General features: G+C 48.1%; 19 protein-coding genes. 16 read left to right on the top strand and 3 right to left on the bottom strand.

Features of this window, described 5'->3' with window-relative positions:
* Positions 1–727: 727 nt before the first annotated feature.
* Positions 728–1,405: a fibronectin type III domain-containing protein gene (locus tag K9J17_14425; GenBank protein ID MCF8277926.1), complete on the bottom strand. Its 678-nt coding sequence runs from the start codon at positions 1,403–1,405 to the stop codon at positions 728–730.
* Positions 1,406–1,689: 284 nt separating this feature from the next.
* On the opposite strand from K9J17_14425, the gene K9J17_14420 reads away from it, so the two are divergent.
* On the top strand, positions 1,690–2,058 hold the full coding sequence (locus tag K9J17_14420) for a hypothetical protein (GenBank protein ID MCF8277925.1): 369 nt from the start codon (positions 1,690–1,692) through the stop codon (positions 2,056–2,058).
* A 47-nt stretch (positions 2,059–2,105) separates the two neighbouring features.
* Here the strand turns inward: K9J17_14420 and K9J17_14415 are convergent, their stop codons facing one another.
* Positions 2,106–2,288 carry a hypothetical protein gene (locus K9J17_14415; protein MCF8277924.1) on the bottom strand — a complete coding sequence of 61 codons (183 nt, stop codon included), beginning with the start codon at positions 2,286–2,288 and terminating at the stop codon, positions 2,106–2,108.
* Positions 2,289–2,689: 401 nt separating this feature from the next.
* Between K9J17_14415 and K9J17_14410 the strand changes: the two genes are divergently transcribed.
* From K9J17_14410 to K9J17_14350, 13 genes are all read left to right on the top strand, one after another.
* Positions 2,690–4,324 carry a type I restriction-modification system subunit M gene (locus K9J17_14410; protein ID MCF8277923.1) on the top strand — a complete coding sequence of 545 codons (1,635 nt, stop codon included), beginning with the start codon at positions 2,690–2,692 and terminating at the stop codon, positions 4,322–4,324.
* A 68-nt stretch (positions 4,325–4,392) separates the two neighbouring features.
* Positions 4,393–4,788, top strand: a complete 396-nt coding sequence (locus tag K9J17_14405; GenBank protein MCF8277922.1) for a GxxExxY protein — start codon at positions 4,393–4,395, stop codon at positions 4,786–4,788.
* A 72-nt stretch (positions 4,789–4,860) separates the two neighbouring features.
* Entirely contained in the window at positions 4,861–6,132 is a 1,272-nt protein-coding gene (locus tag K9J17_14400) for a restriction endonuclease subunit S (protein MCF8277921.1), read from the top strand.
* Between the two features lies 1 nt (position 6,133).
* Complete coding sequence (locus K9J17_14395) at positions 6,134–6,829, top strand: hypothetical protein (protein MCF8277920.1); 696 nt, start codon at positions 6,134–6,136, stop codon at positions 6,827–6,829.
* Positions 6,829–7,821, top strand: a complete 993-nt coding sequence (locus K9J17_14390; GenBank protein ID MCF8277919.1) for a hypothetical protein — start codon at positions 6,829–6,831, stop codon at positions 7,819–7,821. The genes K9J17_14395 and K9J17_14390 overlap by 1 nt, the downstream gene beginning before the upstream one ends.
* Positions 7,822–7,825: 4 nt before the next feature.
* A complete protein-coding gene (locus K9J17_14385) occupies positions 7,826–10,783 on the top strand; it encodes a type I restriction endonuclease subunit R (protein ID MCF8277918.1) in 2,958 nt (985 codons plus the stop codon).
* 526 nt (positions 10,784–11,309) lie between these two features.
* Complete coding sequence (locus K9J17_14380; GenBank protein MCF8277917.1) at positions 11,310–11,702, top strand: hypothetical protein; 393 nt, start codon at positions 11,310–11,312, stop codon at positions 11,700–11,702.
* 167 nt (positions 11,703–11,869) lie between these two features.
* The gene (locus K9J17_14375) at positions 11,870–12,340 is read left to right on the top strand and encodes a hypothetical protein (GenBank protein ID MCF8277916.1); all 471 of its coding nucleotides are present in this window, start codon (positions 11,870–11,872) and stop codon (positions 12,338–12,340) included.
* 308 nt (positions 12,341–12,648) lie between these two features.
* Positions 12,649–13,434: a hypothetical protein gene (locus K9J17_14370; GenBank protein ID MCF8277915.1), complete on the top strand. Its 786-nt coding sequence runs from the start codon at positions 12,649–12,651 to the stop codon at positions 13,432–13,434.
* A gap of 527 nt (positions 13,435–13,961) precedes the next feature.
* Complete coding sequence (locus K9J17_14365) at positions 13,962–14,462, top strand: hypothetical protein (protein MCF8277914.1); 501 nt, start codon at positions 13,962–13,964, stop codon at positions 14,460–14,462.
* 389 nt (positions 14,463–14,851) lie between these two features.
* The gene (locus K9J17_14360; protein MCF8277913.1) at positions 14,852–15,250 is read left to right on the top strand and encodes a hypothetical protein; all 399 of its coding nucleotides are present in this window, start codon (positions 14,852–14,854) and stop codon (positions 15,248–15,250) included.
* A 147-nt stretch (positions 15,251–15,397) separates the two neighbouring features.
* Positions 15,398–15,682 carry a hypothetical protein gene (locus tag K9J17_14355; protein ID MCF8277912.1) on the top strand — a complete coding sequence of 95 codons (285 nt, stop codon included), beginning with the start codon at positions 15,398–15,400 and terminating at the stop codon, positions 15,680–15,682.
* 250 nt (positions 15,683–15,932) lie between these two features.
* Positions 15,933–16,907 carry a hypothetical protein gene (locus tag K9J17_14350; protein ID MCF8277911.1) on the top strand — a complete coding sequence of 325 codons (975 nt, stop codon included), beginning with the start codon at positions 15,933–15,935 and terminating at the stop codon, positions 16,905–16,907.
* Between the two features lie 99 nt (positions 16,908–17,006).
* Here K9J17_14350 and K9J17_14345 read toward each other — a convergent pair whose 3' ends face one another.
* Positions 17,007–20,471 carry a hypothetical protein gene (locus K9J17_14345; protein MCF8277910.1) on the bottom strand — a complete coding sequence of 1,155 codons (3,465 nt, stop codon included), beginning with the start codon at positions 20,469–20,471 and terminating at the stop codon, positions 17,007–17,009.
* A gap of 90 nt (positions 20,472–20,561) precedes the next feature.
* Here K9J17_14345 and K9J17_14340 point away from each other — a divergent pair, with 90 nt between their 5' ends.
* Together K9J17_14340 and K9J17_14335 are read left to right on the top strand one after the other, a co-directional pair.
* The gene (locus K9J17_14340; protein MCF8277909.1) at positions 20,562–21,323 is read left to right on the top strand and encodes an MBL fold metallo-hydrolase; all 762 of its coding nucleotides are present in this window, start codon (positions 20,562–20,564) and stop codon (positions 21,321–21,323) included.
* Positions 21,320–22,030, top strand: coding sequence for a DUF4197 domain-containing protein (locus K9J17_14335; GenBank protein MCF8277908.1), 711 nt, complete (start codon positions 21,320–21,322; stop codon positions 22,028–22,030). The genes K9J17_14340 and K9J17_14335 overlap by 4 nt, the downstream gene beginning before the upstream one ends.
* The last annotated feature ends 53 nt before the right edge of the window (positions 22,031–22,083 follow it).

The raw sequence follows: 22,083 nt of genomic DNA, 5'->3' as shown, positions 1-22,083 counted from the left end.
GAGATAGGAGACAAGAGATAGGAGATAGGAGACAAGAGATAGGAGATAGGAGACAAGAGATAGGAGATAGGAGACAAGAGATAGGAGATAAGAGACAAGAGATAAGAGACAAGAGATAAGAGATAATAGACAAGAGATAATAGACAAGAGATAATAGACAAGAGATAAGAGATAAGAGACAAGAGATAGGAGATAAGAGGTTAGAGGCAAGAGACAAAAGATGCTTCCTTCGTCAGCATGACAGAACGGAAAATCGAGAAAAGGAAAAAGGTAATGCAACGAGATACCATCCTTCCCCCTTATAAAGAGCCTGTCCTGAGCGAAGTCGAAGGAGGGTGCCGCAGGCGGGGGATTTCTTTCTTAGGGCAACGAGCCGAAACCAAGCATTTGTCACCCTGCCTGTCCTGAACGAATTCGAAAGAGCGTACCCTGAGCGAAGTCGAAGGGAACGGAAGAACGGAAAAACAGAAGAACAGAGGAATTGAAAAAGTGCTAATCGCTAACTCCTAATACCTAACTCCTAGTACCTCTAACCTCAAAGCTAATAGCTAGCACCTAGTCCCTCAACCGAAACCCCAAACAACCATAGTCATTCGGGGTGGGGCCCACAGTGGGAAAAACGACACCATGTGCCTTATACCATCCTCCAAAGAAGATGGGGCTGTACGGTAATAAAGCTCTTGGAAGGGGTCGCCACGGTGGCGCAGCGACCCCGAAAGAGAAGCGATTATTTTGCTACGCTACTAACTGTTTGAGAGTAAGCTCCCTGTCCTGCGGCATTGAAGGCGGCAATACGGAAACTATAGACCTGACCTGTTTCCAAACCTTGCACCACTAAGCGGCTCTTGGTCACCGTATCTATACGTACCCATTCCGAAGCAGCTGCGCTAGGCAGCATCACATCCGTATTTCCACCATCGGGTATGGCCTGAGGAATGGCGTTGGCTGGCAACTTCATTTCTACCACATATCCTTTAGAACCTGCAAGACCATCCCAAGTTACAAGCACCTCGCCTGCATTCTTGCCAACAGTTGCATCTGGGTTATTGACCGCATCCAGCAGAACAGCAGGCACGCGCTCTCTGCGCACTTCCATGCCAGAGCTTTCGATAACGAGCGGATCGCCATTGCTGGCCACCTGCACATAATCCTGTAGTTTGCTCATCAGCCCAACCAAGGTGGCATCTGCAAGGTACTTGGCCAAGTTCTTGTCCGTGCCGCCTTTGATGGCTGCCTGTGCCGTCTTTTCCAGCAGATCGATGGCGTCCGCAATCACGGGAAGATCGATTTCTGGTGGCAAGGTTGAAAAATTTGGATTGCCCGTCATGCTTTGCACGATCATTCGGGCTCTGAGAATTTTGACTGTAATCGAAAAACGACTAAAGCCGAGTTTTACACGTGCCATATTTATAGAGTTTTAGTTAGGCACTGTGCAAGTTAGGTCCCACTTGCGTTAACTCTTTTCCTTTTTCTTAGGCCGGATCCTGACCTTCAACAGCGTGTCAAAGTTAAAAATGGATTTTTGAATTATCCAAATTTATTTTTGAAAAAATGACGTAAATAATTGTAAGTACTTGAAAATCAATAAGAATAATTTTCATGTGTTTTTTTGAAAGTTCCTGCCGAATCATCCATATTGGCCATTTATTTGGCACTGGCTCGGGCATCGCCTAGGTCTAAAAAAGTCGTATGCTGTTGTATATAATAGACAAAACACAACAAAGGCTGCATGGCGGCATCTGGCTCGGTCTGTTGCCCCAAAATGCTGACTTACAAAAGTTTTATGTGCCCCAACAAAAGTTTTATGATGCCCATCAGAAAGTTTATGTTGCCCTTCAGAAAGTTTATGTTGCCCTTCAGAAAGTTTATGTTGCCCATCAGAAAGTTTATGTTGCCCATCAGAAAGTTTATGTTGCCCATCAGAAAGTTTATGTTGCCCATCAGAAAGTTTATGTTGCCCATCAGAAAGTTTATGTTGCCCATCAGAAAGTCTTTGATGCCCAACATAAAGTTCATGTTTGGGGGTTTTTTGCCGCTTTTGTGCTTAGACTAGGCTAGAGGAGGGCGCTTTTTGCGGTGGGCGCGCCTTGTTTAGGTGTCTTTTGCTATGTTTCCTTGCCATGCTGACGACCATAGATTACAGACCATAGATTACAGACCATTGACCACAGACCATTGACCACAGACCATAGTCCACAGACCACAGTCCACAGACCACAGACCATAGACCATTGACCACAGACTATAGACCATAGATTATAGACCATTGACCATTGACCATTGACCATGGTCCGTTGTCACCCTGAGCGAAGCCGATGGAGCGTACCCTGAGCGAAGTCGAAGGGAACAGAAGAACAGAGAACATCTTTGCGCCCTTTGCGCCAACTCCGCGTCTTTGCGGTTAAGGGAACAGAAGAACAGAGGAATTGAAAAAGTGCTAATCGCTAACTCCTAATACCTAACTCCTAATACCTCTAACCTCAAACCTCTCTCCTCTAACCTCAATCAGCCCTTTGCGCTAACTCCGCGTCTTTGCGGTTAAGGGAACAGAAGAACGGAAGAACAGAGGAATTGAAAAAGTGCTAATCGCTAACTCCTAATACCTAACGCCTAAAAGCTTAAAAGAAGCTATTGCAGATATGGATGAAGGGTGTTAAGTTAGCAGCACATTAAATCTGTAGACCTCATAATGAGCGAAAACCTCAAGACCAAACTCTGGGACATTGCCAATACCCTGCGGGGCAAGATGGGCGCGGACGATTTCCGCGACTATATCCTTGGGTTCATTTTCTACAAGTACCTGAGCGAAAAGATGCATGGCTATGCCGATGCCATCCTGAAACCTGATGGTCTGCGCTATGACGAGCTGGACGAAAGAACCCCCAAAGGGCAGCAATACCTGACGGCCGTGAAGGACATGGCCCTCGAAAGCGTGGGCTTCTTCCTCAAACCCTCCGAACTCTTCAGCGAGATGGTGCGCAGGAGCGGTGGCGAAGGCGAGGAGAACTTCATTCTCGAAGACCTCAAAACGGTGCTCAACAACATCACCAACAGCACCGTAGGCACCGAGAGCGAAGAGGACTTTCAGAACCTCTTTGAAGACCTCGACCTCACCAGCAGCAAGCTGGGCAAGACCACGGACGACAAGAACGCACTGATCGTGAAAGTGCTCGTGCATCTCAACCAGATCGACTTTCAGATAGACAACAGCGAGACCGATGTGCTGGGCGATGCCTACGAATACCTCATTGGGCAGTTTGCCAGCGGAGCGGGCAAAAAGGCGGGCGAGTTCTACACCCCGCAGGAGGTGAGCACCGTATTGGCCAAGCTGGTCACCACTGGCAAGAAACGCCTCAAAAGCGTGTACGACCCCACCTGTGGCAGTGGTTCGCTGCTCTTGCGCGTGGCGAAGGAAGTGCTGGATGCGGGTAAGTTCTATGGGCAGGAGAGCAACCCCACCACCTACAACTTGGCACGCATGAACATGATCATGCACAACGTGCATTACCGCAAGTTCGACATCAAGAACGAGGACACGCTCGAACGCCCACAGCACGTGGAAGAACGCTTCGAGGCCGTGGTGGCCAACCCGCCATTTTCGGCACAGTGGAGCGCCAACCCTTTGCACATGAACAGCCCGCGCTTTGCGGCCTACGGGCGGTTGGCCCCCGGCAGCAAGGCCGATTTTGCCTTTGTGCAGCACATGGTGCACCAGTTGGCAGACGATGGCACCATGGCCTGCGTGCTGCCCCATGGTGTGCTGTTCCGTGGTGGGGCCGAAGGCCACATCCGCCAGTTTCTGATAGACGACCGCAATTACCTCGATGCCGTGATAGGCCTGCCTGCCAACATCTTCTTTGGCACCAGCATACCCACCTGCATCCTCGTGCTGAAAAAGAACCGTTCTCAGCGCGTCACCCTGAGTGATTCCGAAGGAATCGTATCGAAGGGCGCTGATAGAAGCAACAACATCCTCTTTATAGATGCCAGCCAGCACTACGAGAAGGTGAAGACCCAGAACAAGCTGCGGCTAGCGGACATTGCCAAGATAACCGATACCTATGCTTCCTATTGTCATTCTGAGCGCAGCGAAGAATCTCAAGTGTTAGAAGAAAAATACGCCTACATCGCTACCCTCGAAGAAGTGCGCGACAACGACTACAACCTGAACATACCGCGCTATGTGGACACCTTTGAGGAAGAGGCCGCCATTGACCTACAGGCCATAAGCACCGAACTGAGGCAAGTGGCCGAAGCCCTGAAAAGCACCGATGCCACTATTGCGAGGTATTGTGAGGAGTTGGGGATTGAGGCGCCAGTATAGTCTTGAACTATGATGAAATGAGATACTATGATGGACTATGATGAATGGTGGAATATGATTTTTAGGAGATGATAAATGAGAAGTATGAACATAGCGAGTTGACGGGCAGGATCATTGGTTGCGCCATGGAAGTGCACAAGCAGTTGGGCAATGGTTTTCAGGAAGTGGTGTATCAGCGCGCACTGTCCATCGAAATGAACATGCAAGGATTGCCCCACCAACGCGAAATGGAAATGCCATTGAGCTACAAAGGTCACGACATCGGTACCCGCAGGGTCGATTTCTTTGTGGATGACACCATCATGCTTGAGATAAAGGCCATTAAAGAATTGGAGGATGTACACCTGGCACAGGCCATCAACTACCTCGAAGCATACGATATGCAGATAGGGTTGCTGATCAACTTCGGCAATACCCGCCTGCAATTTAAACGCGTTATGAAACCAGCACCGAAAACATCCTGATCAATCATGAGCTCTCCTTTACCGTTTATCATAGTCCTTCATAGCCCATCACACCTATCATAGTTCAAGACAATGGAAGTAGCGGAACAGAAGAAGTTGAAAGTGCCGAAGCTGAGGTTTCGGGGGTTTGAGGATGGGTGGTCTCAACAGCTGTTGGGTGATTTGCTAACCTTCAAGAACGGAGTAAATGCAGCTAAGGAACAATACGGCAGTGGGTACAAATTCATTAATGTTCTGGATATTATTCAGAATGACTTCATTACGCATGATGTGATTTTAGGGGAAGTGGAACTTTCGGATAAGGAAGTCGAGAAGAATGAAGTTCGATATGGAGACATCCTTTTCCAGAGGAGTTCTGAAACAAGGGAGGAAGTCGGTCAATCCAATGTTTATTTGGATCGGGATAAAACGGCCGTATTTGGAGGATTTGTAATTCGAGGAAGAGGTAAGAAGGAATATGACCCCTCGTTTATGAACGGGATGTTGAAAACCGATCAGGCTAGGAAGGAAATCACTACTCGAAGTGGCGGTAGTACCCGATACAACATTGGGCAAGAAAGCTTAGAAGCGGTCACGGTTTTCATACCCACCCTTCCCGAGCAACAAAAGATTGCGGGGTTTCTGAGTGCGGTAGATGAGAAGCTACAGCACCTCAACCGCAAAAAGGAACTGCTACAGCAGTACAAGAAAGGGGTGATGCAAAAGTTGTTTCCTTCGACAGGCTCAGGACAGGCTCCAGAACTGCGGTTCAAAAGAGAAGATGGGAGTGATTATGAGGATTGGGAGGAGAAGAGGTTGGGGGATGTTTGTGGAAATATCGGGTATGGCCTAAATGCAGCATCAAAGGAATTTGATGGAAAAAATCAATATCTGAGAATAACTGATATTGACGAGAATTCCAGAAAGTTCGATAAGTCAAGCGTCACATCGCCTGAAGGAGAACTTTCCGAAAACTATCTTCTAAAAGAAGGTGATTTACTATTTGCAAGGACAGGTGCAAGCGTAGGAAAAAGCTACTTGTATCACCCTAACGATGGCATAGTATATTTTGCTGGTTTCCTAATCCGATTTAGGGTCAAAAAGGCGAACGCGTCATTCATCTACTATCAAACGCTCTCGTATAAATATGATAAATGGGTTAGAGTAATGTCAATGCGTTCTGGTCAACCTGGGATAAATGCGGAGGAATACAAAACCTTCAAGATGAAACTACCTTGTCTCGAAGAGCAACAAAAGATAGCCAGCTTCCTGAGCAGTTTGGATGAGAAGATAGATGCGGTAAGCGCACAGATAGAATTGACCCAGCAGTTTAAGAAAGGGCTGCTGCAAGAGATGTTTGTTTGAGATGAAAGAATTGAAGTACATAAAACTGGCGCATGATCTCAATACTGAGCATCATGCCACGTTGATGAAGCACAAGATCCATTTCAGAGGCAACCGCCATTCCCTATCCTTGATCTCATTGGACGCGAAAACGCCAGAGATAGGCATAAGTGGAATCAGAACAGAGCGAGCTGCCATTCAAAAAATGAAAGACGTGGTGAATGGCAAACACAAATTCACCAAGGGACGCGAAACACGGGAAAAAGAATTGCAGGCGTGGTTGATCTATGATGCACTGTCAAATGGTCACCGATTGTTCTTCGATAGGAAACTGCACCTGCTGACCTCGGAATTGGCGATTACTGAGAATGGGAAGCGGGTAGTGAATGACCTTTTGGCCTTGGACGAAGAAGGGAATCTGGTTGTCGTGGAATTGAAGTCTTCCAGAGACCTGAAGCGAATTGAGCGCCAGGTGGACAACTTCCTGAACGTGATCGAGAACAATCAGAAGTTCTTCATGGAGCTTGTTTCAGCGCTGACAGACAGGAAATGGACAGGCCAAGCTACAGGAATGGTCGTATGGAATGCCTCCTTCAAGCAGGTCAGAAAGATCAGAAAGGAGTGGAGAGAGGTCTGTTATCTGGAAAAGGTGGAGAACGGGCTACGAGTGATAGACTATGATGAACAGGGCAGTATTCAATTTAAGCAGATGATATGATGGGAAAGTTTTTGGAGCAACAGAAAAAAGAGCAGGCCAATTGGAAGCTTCTGACAGGGCATTTGACGGAACAGGCAAAAGGTCAGGGCTATTATGCTCCAGAAAGACCGTATCCTTTTTGTTTGCCGCTCGAGAATTCCGACCAGAACCTGTTTGCCCCCATTCGGGACAGTGCCATTGATTACTTCAAAGCGCACAAGATAAAATGGCACGACCATATTGAAGATAAGCCAAGCTCTCACCTGTGCGATTCGCAGGTCTGTTGTGTGAATCTTCTGATGTCATTGAACATCTCGGAGTCGGTGCTGGTCAAATTGTTTCAGCGCTATTTCCCTGACATCCGAAACACGGTTCCCATGGATGCCGACTCCATCATTGCATTGGAATGGATCGGACTTGAGAACTATTTGGGAGAAAAGACCAAAGGCAAGGCCGAACGAACCAGAGGCGCCAATTTTACGAGTGTTGATGGAGCGGTGATGTTCGAGACCGCTTCGGGGAAAAGGATCATTGTCCTTATTGAATGGAAATACTGCGAGTCGTATGGTAGCACTTCCTATAAGATCTCAAAAAACGGTACGGATAGAACCACCATCTATTCCCACTTGTGGGAGAAGGAGCCTTGCCCAATTGACAAAGCCAAAGTGCCTTCATTTGACAGTCTGTTCTTTGAGCCATTCTATCAGTTTACCCGTCAGCAGTTTCTGGCCCATGAAATGGAGTTGGCAAAAGAATTTGGAGCGGATAAAGTGTATCTGATGCACCTATCGCCTCAGGCGAACACCGACTTTCAAAGAATCACAAGCAAAGAATTGAGTCATTTGGGAGATTCTGCCACCCATGTTTGGAAGAACCTTCAAACCGACCCTGATAAGTTTATTCCCGTCTATACCGAAGACTTCTTTGACAAGAAGATAATTCTCAGCGACCCGAAAATGCACGATTACTGGGAGTACATCTCATCCAGATACAAGTCAATATTAAATATCTGAGCATTTGACCACCCAATCCGAAGCCATACTCGAAAACAACCTTATCCAGCAACTGGTGGGCTTGGGCTATGCGCCTGTGCGCATCAATGACGAGGCAGCCATGTTGGTCAACCTCCAATGCCAGTTGGAGGCTTTCAATGGATTGAAGTTTTCGGAGCGGGAGTTTGAGAGCATCCTCAACCACTTGGGCAAAGGCAATGTGTTTGAACGCGCCAAGCTGCTTCGCGACCGCTTCGAGCTGCACACCGATGATGAGGAAGTGCGCTACATCCGCTTCTTCAACCCCGCAGAGCCGGAGAAGAACCTGTTTCAGGTCACCAATCAGATCACCGTTGAGGGCGTACACAAGAACCGCTATGATGTGACGCTATTGGTCAATGGCCTACCCTTGGTGCAGATAGAGCTCAAGCGCAGAGGCATTGAGCTGAAGGAGGCCTTCAACCAGATAGACCGCTACAAGCAGAGTAGCTTTTGGACGGACAGAGGGCTGTTCCAGTTCGTGCAGTTGTTCGTCATTAGCAATGGCGTCAACACAAAGTACTACGCCAACAACACCATCAAGGCGCTCACCTTCAAGCAGACCTTCTTCTGGGCGGATGTCAGCAACCGCAACATCACCGATCTGGAGCCCTTTGCCAACAGTTTCTTGAAACCAACATTCCTCAGCACCATGCTCTCGCAGTACATCGTGCTCAACGAGACGCACAAGATGCTGATGGTGCTACGACCCTATCAGGTGTATGCCGTGGAGGCGATTGTCAAACGGGTTAAGGCGTGGGAAGGGGTGTCTGAGGCTCTCGAAGACACGGGGCAGGCCAGCGCTGACCTTTCCAACTCCACCCTTCGAGAACCTCAGGGTTCGGTAGAAAACAACGGCTACATCTGGCACACCACGGGCAGCGGCAAGACGCTCACCAGTTTCAAGGCCAGCCAGATACTGACCAAGCTGCCGGAGATAAAGAAGGTGGTGTTCGTAGTGGACCGCAAGGACCTCGACTTCCAGACCATGGAGGAGTTCAACAACTTCAAGAAGGGAAGTGTGGACATCACGGCCAACACCACGGGGCTGGTCAATCAGTTCAAGGACGAGACCAAGCTCATTGTCACCACCATTCAGAAGCTGAACAACGCCATCAGCAAAGGGCATTACGAGAAGAGCATCAGCCACTTGCAGAACGAGCGGGTGGTGTTCATATTCGATGAGTGCCACCGCAGCCAGTTTGGGGACACGCACAGGCGCATTGCCCAATACTTCAAGAACCATCAGCTTTTCGGCTTCACGGGCACGCCCATCTTTGCCGACAATGCCATGAGCAACGAGCTGGGCAAGCGCACCACCAAAGACCTGTTCCAGACCTGCCTGCACAAGTATGTGATCACCGATGCCATCCGCGACCAGAACGTGCTGCGGTTCCATGTGGAGTATTACCGCACCGTGAAACGCAAAGGCGAGATCACCGAGGACACCAAGGTGGAGGACATCGACACCAAGGAGGTGCTCGAATCGGACGAGCGGATGGAGAAGGTGGTGGATCACATCATCCAGTACCACGACCAGAAGACCCACAACCGCGCCTATTCGGCCATGTTCGCGGTGAGCAGCATCCCGAACCTTATCCGCTACTACGACATCTTCAAGGCCAAGAAGGAAGCGGGCCAACACGACCTGCGCGTGGCCACCATCTTCAGCTATGGCGCCAACGAGGAGGATGATGTGGACAGGGGCGCGCTGCCTGATGATGTGACCATGGCCCGTGAAGCGGCCGGGGAATATGTGTCCACCCACAGCCGCGACAAGCTCTTCGCCTTTGTGGATGATTACAACGCGATGTTCGGGGTCAAACTGGACATGAAGAGCGACACGGGCTACGAGCGCTATTTCCAAGACCTGAGCCAGCGGATGAAGAACCGCGAGAAGGCCAACTTCCCCGACAGCGACCGCTTGGACATTCTGCTGGTGGTGAACATGTTCCTCACAGGCTTTGATGCCAAGAAACTCAATACCCTGTATGTGGACAAGAACCTGAAACATCATGGGTTGATACAGGCCTATTCGCGCACCAACCGCATACTGAACGAGCAGAAGTCGCAGGGGAATATCCTGTGCTACCGCAACCTGAAATCGGCTACGGACGAGGCCATCGCCCTCTTTTCGAACAAGGAAGCCAAGGAGGTCATCTTCCTGCCCGAATATGAGAAGATGGTGGAAGGCTTCAGCAAGGCATTTGCCGAGCTGTTGAAGATAGCCCCAACGGTGAAGAGCGTGAACAACCTCGAAAGCGAGGAGGAGATACTACAGTTCGTACAGGCATTCCGCGAGCTCATACGCCTGCGCAATGTGTTGAAGACCTATACCGAATTCACATGGGACGACCTGCCGATGAGCGAACAGGCCTTCGCGGACTATTCAAGCAAGTATCAGGACATCCGCGAAAGTGTGAAACACAGCAAAGAGAAGGTCTCCATCTTGAATGATGTGGATTTTGAGGTGGAACTCCTGCACCGCGATGAGGTGAATGTGGCCTACATCCTCAAACTGCTGGCACAGCAGAAGAAGACGGATGATAAAACGGAAAAGGAGCGGCAGAAGAAGCAGATACTCGACATGCTGAAAGGCGAGGTGGAGCTGCGTAGCAAGCGCGACCTCATCGAAAAGTTCATTGACGAGATGCTGCCCCACATCTCAGACTTGGACAGCATTGAAGATGAGTTCAAAAAGTATTGGGAAGACCAGAAGGTGCTTGCCCTCAATGACATCTGCCAAGAGGAGAACCTGGACAGACAGCAGTTCAGCAACCTCATCGAGACCTACATCTTCAGCGGTCAGGAACCCCTGAAAGAACAGGTGTTCGCTTGCTTGGAACAACGGCCAAGCATCTTACAGGCGCGTTCCATCGGTGAGCGCATCATCGAAAGGATGAAGGAGTTTGTGGAGGTGTTCGTGAAGGGAATGACTGCATGATGAATCCCCGCCCGAGCAAGTGTTCCGAAGGGTCACTTGTTTGGTTAAAATACGATCAGTTCACCTCTGGTGAGACCGCTTCGCTAAGTTTCCGCCTGCGGCAAAGATATCGCTTCGCTAAGTTTCCGCCTGCGGCAGAGATATCGCTTCGCTAAGTTTCCGCCTTCGGCAGAGAGACCGCTTCGCTAAGTTTCCGCCTGCGGCAGAGAGACCGCTTCGCTAAGTTCCGAACTGATCTTTAGATAAAACCAAAAAATGCCCTTGAAAGGGATGTACGAGGTTTCCAAAATCGAATAGGTCTAGACATCTCTGCGCCTCCGAACAACGAGGTAGAACAGCATGCCACACAGGCGCATTTGCAATTTTCAAAAACATTTTTTTATCTTTGATTAGCCTGTCCTACCCTTCGGTTAGAAGAGTGCCCCTGTCTGTTATTCATTTAGCAGCAGGGGTTTTCTTTTTGTACAGCAAACAGCTAAAAGCTAATGCCTAACTCCTAACTCCTAATAGCTAACACCTAATTTTCATGTGCCAACCCTCCGCCACACTTAAACTCTGTAGCTGTTCGCATAAAGAGCAGAAAGCCCTAGGCGATACCTGGGAGTTCCACCCGCATGTGCTAGGTAAAGCGGAATTCATCATAGGCACCATGGCTGGCCCGCCACCCATAGACCCAGCGCAAGAGAAGCTCAATCTAAGCGTGCTCACCCAGCTTCTCAATAAACCCGAAACCTTTGATGTAGACCTGCAACCAAAAACCAAAGACAGGCTACTGCTCAACTTTAAAGGCACTAAAGGCGTGCATCGCTATGGTTTTGAATATCGTAGAGGCCAATGGCGCTCCATTGATTACGACCCCTTTAGTTGGGTATACGAACACACCCACGCTAAAACAGGTTGCCTGAAGGAAAACCACTAAACCAGCTAAGCCTGTGTGGCTTTAGCCTTTCGCCTAACCGGTGCCGCTAAGAGCTAAACTAAATGGAGCTAAAGTTTTTTGAGGAGGTACTAGGTCTTAGGTTCTAGGTACTAGGTGTTAGTTTTAAGGATTTTGATTAGTTTAGTGAGTATCAAATCCTTGAGCTCATGGACCAGATACTTCATAGCGCCTTGATTGAATCGGGCAAATCCACCATTGTTTCGGATGTAATGAGTAGAGACGGACGTCTCTATGTACGATTATTGCAAAGCATTGATAATTTTCCGAATGCCCCTAAGCAAAGCAAATTGGTGCTGAATGCGTCATTAGTGGAGCAACTGTTGCCAGTGCTTTTAGATGCGGCAGTCTTTCTCGGAATCGAAAATGTAAAAAACGCAGTTGGTGATGTAAGCAAGTCTCGAAGCAAAATGCCATTGAAAAGCATTCAGGATAAAATCATAGACGCCTATCTAAAAGGTGTGCCAGTCAAAGACCTCGCTAAATCATTTGGTATGACGAAAAAGGAGGTGGAGGAAGTCCTTAATACAAATGACTTACCATTGCTCAGTGATAAGGAGATGAAGCCACCATTCGACCCGTGGCAAGGGTACTGGAATAAGAAAAAGAGGAGAAAATAGTTGAGTGATTCAATCCATCACTAGCGAGTCTTCCGCAGGTGATGCACTGAGCCCTTCGACAGGCTCAGGACAGGTATGTCGAATGTGATGACTCTTGTGGAGCTAGACACGATCATCCCGTCCCGATAGACAGATAGACCTCCGAGGTCTCTGCCATCGCCTACTCAACGCAGCTTGGTCCCCCTTTGGGGGATCTAGGGGGCTCCCCACGCGCAGAAGGTAAATGCCCATGGGGAGCTGAAAACCTGATTCCCTCGCTAATGATCTGAGCTTTTATTACCTTCATTCTAGTTTTGAGTTGCCGTACCATGAGCCCCTACGACATACCATTATCGGTCATCAATGAATTCGTATCCACGCGTTTTTTGAATAGCATTGGTCGACTGGGGCACAAAACGGTCAACGACCTCATCAATCATCCTTCAATGTACATTATGTACCAAAGGAATGTAGGAGCTAAGACCCTGACCGAATTCCACGAACTTCAAAAAAGTCTGATACAGGATATTGACGTCTATGTGAAGATCGCTGCCGAAAAGGGACTCATCGATATACGAGACATCATTTACGAACCGAACAGACCTGTAAGTGCATGCTTCAAGTTGATTGATCCAAATAGCTTATCAGTGCCCGAATCGTTGCGCCATCTTTTCACCGTGGAACGCGTAGCATCCCTCCAAGACGTCCTGTTCATTTCACATGTGACCTACGAAAACCGCATCTTGAACAGGCAATCCGACCTTGCACCTTACAAACGCAGCCAGCTGCAATACGTGCAGGAACATATCCTGAATGCCCGTAATGCGGGCAACGTGCTGGAAGAACCGATCATCTGCTCAGAGCAACAGTTGGAACTGATCAGTTCTGCCATTCTTATCGATAGTGTTCCTGTGCCGATTTCCATTCGAGTTAGATCACTGCTCAACGAGCTTCACGTAAGTACGCTCTATGAAGTAAGTCGTATTTGGCGCTTTCCTTATCATTTCATCGTGTCACCCGAATCCAAGAACGAAGTCAGGCAATATCAGGGTGAGCTTAAATCATGGCTCCACGCAGGCGCTTGGACCTCGCTGAATTTCTTTCCAAAAAACTGAACCCCCGTCCATTTTCTCCCGTCTCTTATCTCTTATCCCTTATCCCTTATCCCTTATCTCTTATCCCTTATCTCTTATCCCTTATCACTTATCCCCTTATCCCTTCCTCAACGCACCTCGGTCCCCCTTTGGGGGATTTAGGGAGCTCCCCACGCCCGCGCGAATCCAATGTCATTAAGTTAAGAGATCAGCCATGTTGAATAGAGATTGCTTCGGTCGTTCCTCCCTCGCAATGACGATGCTCCGAGCGTCATTGCGAGGAACGAAGCAATCTCTCAAACGGCTTAACTTAATGACATTGCGCCCAAGTCTTCCGCTGGTGATGATGCACGGAGCCCTTCTACAGGCTCAGGACAGGCATGTCGAATGTGATGACTCTTGTGGAATGAAACACGATCAGTTCACCTCTGGTGAGACCGCTTCGCTAAGTTTCCGCCTGCGGCAGAGAGACCGCTGTTCTTGCATCCTCAAGTAGAGTTGGTAATTTGTTGAAAACCTTTTATCTTAGCTATACAAACCCCAACCCCATGGATACTACAGGTTACCCACGCGTTTGGCCCCAACTGATTCCTGCCCTAGAAGCCGCGCTACAACGACATGAACAAGCCAGCATCAACTTTGCTGCCTTCAAAAAGAGTTATGCTTCGGCAAAGAATAAAGTGAAGCGGACAGAGAAGTACCTGTCCACCTTGGACGAGGACAGCCAAAAATGGTATGGGTACGGTATATTAAAACCTACACGGCTTGCCAAAAATAAACTCATCCTCATAGACAAGAAACTAAAGCGTTTTCGTGCCCATGAAGAACGCTATTGTAAGGCTTCGCTCAAGGTGCTACGGGCTCCCGTAGGCATGGAGCCTAACATGACCACTTGGCACATCCAACGTGTGGCAGATTACCCCTACGCTGTGAGCTACTTGCTTAGCACGGTTAATGATATGCTGCGCATAGCCAACAGACATTTGACCAACGTGGACGATGCCAAAAAACGATTGGTGATGGCCCGTAAACGCGGTTGGATAAAGTAAGCAAGACTGGCACATGAGCCCCCGTTCTATCTGTAATCAAAGACACATTCCATGACCCATCATGTGTAATTGAACATGAGCTTGTCGTAGGGAAGGGAAGGTGGTGCTCTTACAATAAACGCAAAGCACCAGCGTTATAGAAGAGATAAGACAAGTTAGAAGTTGCCCCTGTTCGTGATCACAATTAGCGAGCAGGGGTTTTCTTTTTGTACAGCAAACAGCTAAAAGCTAATGCCTAACTCCTAACTCCTAACTCCTAACTCCTAGCACCTAGCAGCTCATTTATTTCCGATTGCTATGTTAAATTTCTTTTCAAGTGTGCTTTCATCTGGCATCAATATTGATATTTGGGTAGCACTAATTTTTGTTAAACCATCTATCTAAAAGCAATGAGAACACTTCAATTGACACTTCTTCTTTTAATAATTACTGCTATTTCTGTTTCTGCCCAACGGGTAGGGGAGAAAATTGAAATTGAAAGCAGTGGTACGTGGTATGCAGGTTCCATCAAGAAAATAGAGGGAGGCAAGTACTTTGTAAGCTATGCCGACTATGGCGAAGGTTGGGACGAATGGGTGGAGAAAGACCGTATTAAATTGCTGGAGCAGCCTGCCTCACCTGCTGCTACAGGTAAATACCAGATTGGCGACCGCGTAGAAGTGGAATACGGAATGGTGCCTGAACCAGCAACCGTAATTGAAGTAGGAGAGAATAAGTATCATATTAAGTACGACAATACCCTCTTCAAGTCCAAGTGGGTATCAGAAGGTCAGATTAAAAAACTCTGAAACCAAGTACCTGCAGTCAATAACTGAGCGCTACATTTAAGTTGCCCCCACTCGTTAGCATAGCAAACGAGTGGGGGTTTCTTTTTGTACAGCAAACAGCTAAAACCGAAGGCCTAACTCCTAACTCCTATCTTCTACATTTGAAGTATGGAAGTGATACCCGGCAAGATCTATGTGTTCCGCTTGGCCAACCAAGGCTTTAAGGTGCTTTGGTTCTGGCGCGATGATAGCGATGATGAGCAGTTCTTTCTAAAACTACTGGAAAGCAATGTGCGCTACAGTGCCGTAGGCTATGTAACCGACTTTATCGATCTGCTTCCTATGTATGGTACCCTCCAAGAAACAGAGGCACAGCTAAAGAAAGCCATGGCCAATGCCAAGGCCAAAGGTTGGAGCATCAAAGAAGAAGCTTTTGATAGTGGGTATAATTAAGCTCACGACCATCGTATATTTTCCAAAACATGGCGCTGCAGTTTCCTCTTAGGGTTCAGTGAATATTATCTGAAAATTGTACGGAATTTGCATACTTTTCCTGCACTCAACTGCATGCTGAACGTTCTGCATCCAAGTTGTTCCCATCGCCACCCCCATGCTACCAACCACCTCCTTTCGAAGAGCTACTTCGCACGTCCTTGTGTTTCTTTCCATGTTTCTGATGTCATCATGTTTCCGTTGTCTTGATATGGACTGCGGTAATGGAACTTGTCGTAATGGCGAATGCGAATGTTTTGACGGATACTATGGCGATGCCTGTCAATACGAAACAGCCGCAGGACCGGGCTATTCCTGTGTATCGGGCTCATGCGTTTCCGTATCGTCCAATGCAGATTACCTTACCTATTCCGATTGCTACAATAGCTGCGGAGGATCTGGCTATACATGTGTATCGGGCTCCTGCGTTTCCGTATCGTCCAATGCAGATTACCTTAGCTATTCCGATTGCTACAACAGCTGTGCAAGCTCTTGTTCGTATGATGTATGGTCGGGTGGAGGAACTTGTAGCCAGCAAGGGTATGTCCCTGTTTCAACCACGGCCTGTTGTCCTGTAGATTATCCGTATCACTGTTCAGAGACTGGCCTGTGTTACTCCACTTGCGAAGCGGCTGATGCGGCATGTTCGTCTGCCACGGTAGTGCTAGGGTCCAATGGCCAAGGCGGATCAGGCTATGTATGTTCGGGCGGAAATTGTACATATGTAAGCAGTGGGGCCACCTATTCCAGCTTATCGCAGTGTCAAAGCGCATGTTCAGGCGGAGGCAGTGCTGGTTATACCTGCTCGGGTGGCAGTTGCGTTTATGTTAGTTCTGGGGCAAGTTATTCCACCTTATCGGCTTGCGAAAGCAACTGTAACGCAGCTGTTAAAGGAAAGTTTGTGGCGTGGACAAGTGTGTCAGAATACGGATTTCCTAATGGCTACAATGCTATGAATATGTCGGTAATGGGTCTGACAGGCACTATATATGGAGGTCATTACACATCTGAACCAGCATGCAATTCTACCTATTGTTTCACTGGAGAATTATATCCCGGCACATACCAGATCAACGGCATCATTTATTTTCTAACAGGTCTGGATGGAATTACCCCTTCGCCCTATAGTGTCTCACGTACGGTGACAATTTATGCTGGTCAATGTACAGCGGTTCATTTTCAATAGAATTTCCTTGTTGGGTTAGTACAGATCTTCCGCAGGCCTTGCACTGAGCCCTTCGACAGGCTCAGGACAGGCATGTCGGATGTGATCCGCGCAGCTTGATCAGCTGATCAATTCCCACAAACGGCTGTTAGGCGTGCGGCCATCGCCATTCTCCGAAAACTCTGCTTTGATGCTATTGACGAAGTACATTTCCACCAGTCCTTTTCCTTTCACTTCCTGTTTTCCTCTGAATTCGCATTCAAAGTACTTCTTGATCATCTCGTAGGTAGTTCCCGAAACGTTGATGCGTCCCGGTTCTGAAGCGGATTCCATGCGGCTGGCAGTGTTCACGGTATCTCCCCAAATATCGTAGGCGAACTTCTTCAGACCTACCACACCAGCGGTCAATGGTCCTGTGTGCATGCCTATTCTGATTTCAAGAATGGCTTCATTGCTTTTCCGTTTCTCTTCTGCCACCTGCAGCATGAAATCGCGGATCTCCAGTGCTGCCAAGGTGATGGATATCGGGTTGCTGTTGTTTCTGATAGGCACACCTCCAGCACACATATAAGCATCGCCAATGGTCTTTATCTTTTCCAGATAATATTTGCCAATGATCTCGTCAAAACGCACAAAGTAGCGATGTAGCTCATTGACGAGGTCTTCCGGTTTCGTGTTTTCGGCAAACTGCGTAAAGCCTTTGAAGTCGGTAAAAAGTACCGAAACCTGATTGTAATGCCGTGCTGTTGCCTTGCCGTTCAGTTGCAGTTCGTTGGCCGTGTCTTTCGGAAGAATGTTCAGCAACAGTTCCTCTGTCTTCACTTTCTCACTTTCAAGTTCAGCGGTACGCAGAGCAACCTTCTCTTCCAAAATTCGCTGCGTTTCCTTCAGGCTTCGTTCGCGCACTTTGATGATGCCGAGAATGATCAACGAAAGGAGAATCACGTAAAGGAGTAAGAAGTACCATCGTAGAAATAAACGCTGCGGCACGCTGAACTCGAGGGTCTTAATATCGCTCACTTCTCCCAGAATATTGCGTGCACGTACCTGCAAGACATAATCGCCCGATGGAATGATTCCGGGTTCAATCTCTGTTTTGGAGGACCACCTGCTCCAATTATCTCTCACACCTTCTATGCGATACTGATATTCCGTTCCTTGGCTTTTGAGGTAAAATGGCGCAGAAACATTGAAGATGAGGGCGTCTCCATCTGTCTTGATCTTCATCTCTTGCAGCGAGAACGATTGGCCATTGGCATCTACCACCTGCCTGAAGTAGATGTTGAATTTCCGTTTCTCCGATGTAAGCGATTTCATCACCGAATAAACGGCAGTCCCTTTCTCTATCAGGTAGATATTCCCTTTGTCGTCCGTACTTAGATGACGGATATCTTCAAAAAGTTCCAAATAGGGCAACATCGGTTCGTACTGTTCCCCGTTCAGTACGTGCCATCCGTTGGTAGATTGTATCCAGATCAGGCCATCATTTCCAAGAATGAACTCCAACCTGTCGCTGGTTGGCACTTCCGGCAACGTAGCAGGGATGATCTTATCTGAAGACGGGATATACAGAAAGAGGGAAGAGGGCAGCAGGAAATGGATCTTGCCATAAACATTGGCCACAAGCACCCGCTCGTTCACTATTTCGGGAAGCGGATAGAACCGTGTCTGATCCTTCGAATAACGGTAGGCACCATTGTCTGTTCCTGCCCACACATCGCCTTCGGCATCTTGGCTTAGGTTGTAAGCCGCAAACTGAACAGAATCATTCAAAGCCTTGGATACCCAATTGCCAGCGCGGTCCTGCGCCAGTTCAAACACCCCGGTAAGCGATGCCAACAGCAACTTTTTCCCATCAGAAGAAACAGTTGCATAGTTGATGTACATTCCAGGCGTAAGGTTCTTGGAATTCTCGCCCGTGATGGCGTAAAGCCCATTGTTGGTAGCGGCAAAAACCTGATTGCCAAGGCTAATGAGCTGGCGACATTTAATGTCAATTCCTTTCACTTTCCTATAGAGGTAAGAATCGAGCATTTTGCCCGCCTTTTGGTCGGTGGCTGGTTTTGCAGCGGAGCTTTGGTTGAGTACAGCTGGCCGATTCTGCTGCTGATTACCACTTCCTGGGGGCGCTGTCATGCCGCTGCCTGCTGGTCCAGAGCTAGGGTTAGGTATAAGCCCTTTCATAGGGTCCGGACCGCTTGTTTCCTGCGTGGTTCCTTTAGGTTCCTCTTCAACAGGCGGATCTTCGGGAAGATCATCAGAAACGTTATTCTGCTGACCATTTTTCCGCTGCCTTCGAAGCTCCTTTTTCAGGTCTCGGATTTCCTTTCTGCTCAGTTCTTCCTTCACTTCGGCAGGGTTTTCCTTGAAGCGTTGAATGAGGTCGGCAGATTCGCGTGTTTCAGTACTGCTTGGCTTCGATTCTGGTGGGATGAAGTTTGAATTCTGAACCTCTTTGGCTTCTTGCTTCTTGCGGAGCATGTCATCCATCACACGTTCCATCTCGGCCTTGTTGCTGGCCTTTTTCAGCACGTACACGCCATTTCCAGTTCCGATATGCAGCACGCCATTGGCTACAATGCTCGATATCAGGTTCCCTTCAAGCCCCGGATATCCGCTAAAATTTTTCACAGGCTGAGAAATATCCACGCGACTAAGCCCTGCTTCGTACGCCAGCCAAAGCCCATCATCGCGGTCTTTTCCAAGGCAGAATATTTCGTTGTCTTTACAGCCCGTTGAATAATCGAAGCGGTACTTGATCTGCTGGGTCTTGATATTGACCACTACCGCACCTCCTGCAAGGGTAGAGAAGGCCATCAGCGAATCGTTGATGTTCGTTCCGTCTGATAGGATATTATCAGAAAGGAACTTCTTCAGTTCTTCGCTCGATACATGGAATTTCCCGTCAGCAAAACGATACACACGGTCGCTGTCAAAACCAAGGAAGGTTCCGTTGGCCGTTTCAAACGAGAACAACAGCTGATTCTCGGCCAATTGAACATGATTTCCGATGGCTTTCAAGGCTTTTTCATCCCACTGGAAAAGGCCTTCCTGATAGAACAGAACGAACAGTTGCTGCTCATTCAAAAACGCGCCACTTATCAGCTTTTCAGCGAATGGAAAGCGTTCGGCAGCTTCATTTGTAAGTGGATTGTAGCGATGGATTTCGCTTTCGCCAATGAAAAAGACCTCGTTATCGGTACCAAGAATGTGACTTATCGGTTGATCGGTACTGATGCCCGCAATAGGGGTCACCATATATACCCCAGAGTCTGAAAGTACCACCTCCATGGCTCCGTGTTTCAGCGCCACAAAGATCCTATCCGAAACGCTGTGGTTGTAAACCTTAATGACGGGAGATGGCGTGTTGATCCTTATCCAAGTAGAACCATCGTACTTCAGCAATCCACGCGAAGTGGAAAAGAACATCGATTCTTCGCTTTCTTGGGCAATACTTCCAATGCGTAGATCGCTGTATTGGCGCCCAAGTTCAATATCTGTCATGAACGGATGTCCTTCTTGCCCGTAGCAAAAAGCGGACATCAACATCACTAGACTCAGGTATGAAAGACGGAGCAATCGCATTGCTTCAAAAATAGACATTGAATCGAATTCAACATTGCAACCGTAACTATTGAGCTTCCACCTATATTTGAACACTACATGAATCAATCGCTGCGTCTTGAGTTTTTAGGTACGGGAACTTCCCAAGGAGTTCCAGTGCTGGGATGCAATTGTCCCGTCTGTACTTCAGACGACCCACGCGATGCGAGGTTACGCTCGTCCGTCATCGTTTCGATAAATGACCTGAAAATTGTCATCGATACGGGGCCCGATTTCAGACAACAGATGCTCCGTTCCGGTAACGTGGATGCGGATGCTGTGCTGTATACTCACGAACACATGGATCATATTTCTGGCCTGGATGATATTCGCGCCATTAATTTCCTGCAACATAAGAACATGCCCTTGTTCGGTTCGGTTGGAGTGGAGGAGTCTTTACATCGTATCTATCACTATGCCTTTGCGGAGAATCCGTATCCGGGTGCGCCCATCATCAAATTCAATCTTATTGGCGATGAGCCCTTTGATGTGCTTGGAACCAAGGTCATTCCCATTAACGTAAAGCATGGAGGCATGCCCGTGTTGGGTTTTCGATTTGGCGATCTGACCTACATCACCGATGCCAAATTCATTGCAGATAGCGAATTGAAGAAGATCGAAGGTTCGAAAGTCGTTGTGCTGAATGCGCTGCGGAGGAAGGACCATCATTCTCACCTCAACCTGGAACAGGCTTTGGAAATAATGGAGAAACTACAGCCTGAGCGTGGTTATTTCACACACATCAGTCATCTGTTGGGAAAACACGAAGAAGTTGAGAAGGAACTCCCGTCAAACATCAGGTTGGCCTATGATGGATTGATCATCGAGGCATGAAAAAGGCCTCGGTCATCTTATTGTTCGTTGCGATTACAGTAAGTGCTTGTTCCGTTTTGCGGGATGGAGGCACAACTGGAAATTCAGGCGGTCTTACGGTAAAGGAAACCACCGAAGCATTGGTGGAAGCATTGCTTGTAGGAGCCGATAATTCCGCTCAAAAAGCTGCAGCCGAAGATGGTTTTTTCAAGAATGCAGCTATTAAGATCCTGTTTCCGCCAGAACTTGTAAAGGTGCGCACAGCAGCCTTAAAAGTTGGAATGAAACCGCTGGTAGATCGCTTTGAACTGAGTTTGAATCGTGCTGCGGAAGATGCTGCCAAACAGGCAAAACCTATTTTGGTCAGCGCCATTCGCCAAATAAGATTCCAAGATGTGTGGGATATACTTTTCGGAGGAAAAACGGCAGCAACAGATTATTTGAGGCTGAAAACAGAGCCTGATCTTTTAACCGCTTTCGCTCCGATCGTCAAGCAAAGCATTGGCAGAGAAGAAGTGACCAAGCATTGGAAACCCTTGGCTGATGCCTACAATTCGGTTCCTTTTGTGCAAAAGGTCAATCCAGATCTCGAGTCGTACGTTACCCACAAAACGGTTGACGGGCTCTTCACGCTTATTGCTGATGAAGAACGTAAGATCCGAGAACATCCCATTGCACGTGTTTCAGAATTGCTACGCAAGGTTTTTGGTGCCAAAAAGCAAGCTTGAAGCTATTCGTACCTCAATCGGCATCCAACTTTTTGATTCTCCTATCTTCGCGC

The organism is Flavobacteriales bacterium, from assembly GCA_021739695.1.
Classification (GTDB): domain Bacteria; phylum Bacteroidota; class Bacteroidia; order UBA10329; family UBA10329; genus UBA10329.
This window is presented reverse-complemented; position numbering and strand designations above follow the sequence as displayed.